Raw genomic sequence first — 298 nt, 5'->3', positions numbered from 1 at the left:
CAACGCGCGGCAGCAGATGTCGGCGGCGAATTTCGATGCGGCGCGGTTCGGCGGCCGCTGAACTTCTGTGTGACGGGGAGTGTGTGTGATGGCTGGTGGACAGGATCGTCGTTCGTATGACACGGCGGCGTCGGGTGATGCGCAGGGCAATATCCAGACGGTGATCGCGCGGCTGGAGCAGGTGATCACGGCGCGCGACGGTCAGGTGAAGGCGGCGATGGCGGACTTCACGGCCGATGGCGTGGCGGATGAGTACCACGGCAAGGAGCTGCGCTGGAACCGGGCCTCGCAGGAGGTC

At 66.4% G+C, this 298-nt stretch carries 1 protein-coding gene; it reads left to right on the top strand.

Features of this window, described 5'->3' with window-relative positions; translation table 11 throughout:
• Window positions 1–88: 88 nt before the first annotated feature.
• Window positions 89–298, top strand: a 210-nt coding sequence (locus tag IG84_RS0137470; protein WP_031068031.1) for a pore-forming ESAT-6 family protein, incomplete at its 3' end; no start/stop codon positions are given.

The sequence above is a fragment of the Streptomyces ochraceiscleroticus genome (assembly GCF_000720485.1).
In the GTDB taxonomy this organism is placed as follows: Bacteria; Actinomycetota; Actinomycetes; order Streptomycetales; family Streptomycetaceae; genus Streptomyces; species Streptomyces ochraceiscleroticus.
This window is presented reverse-complemented; position numbering and strand designations above follow the sequence as displayed.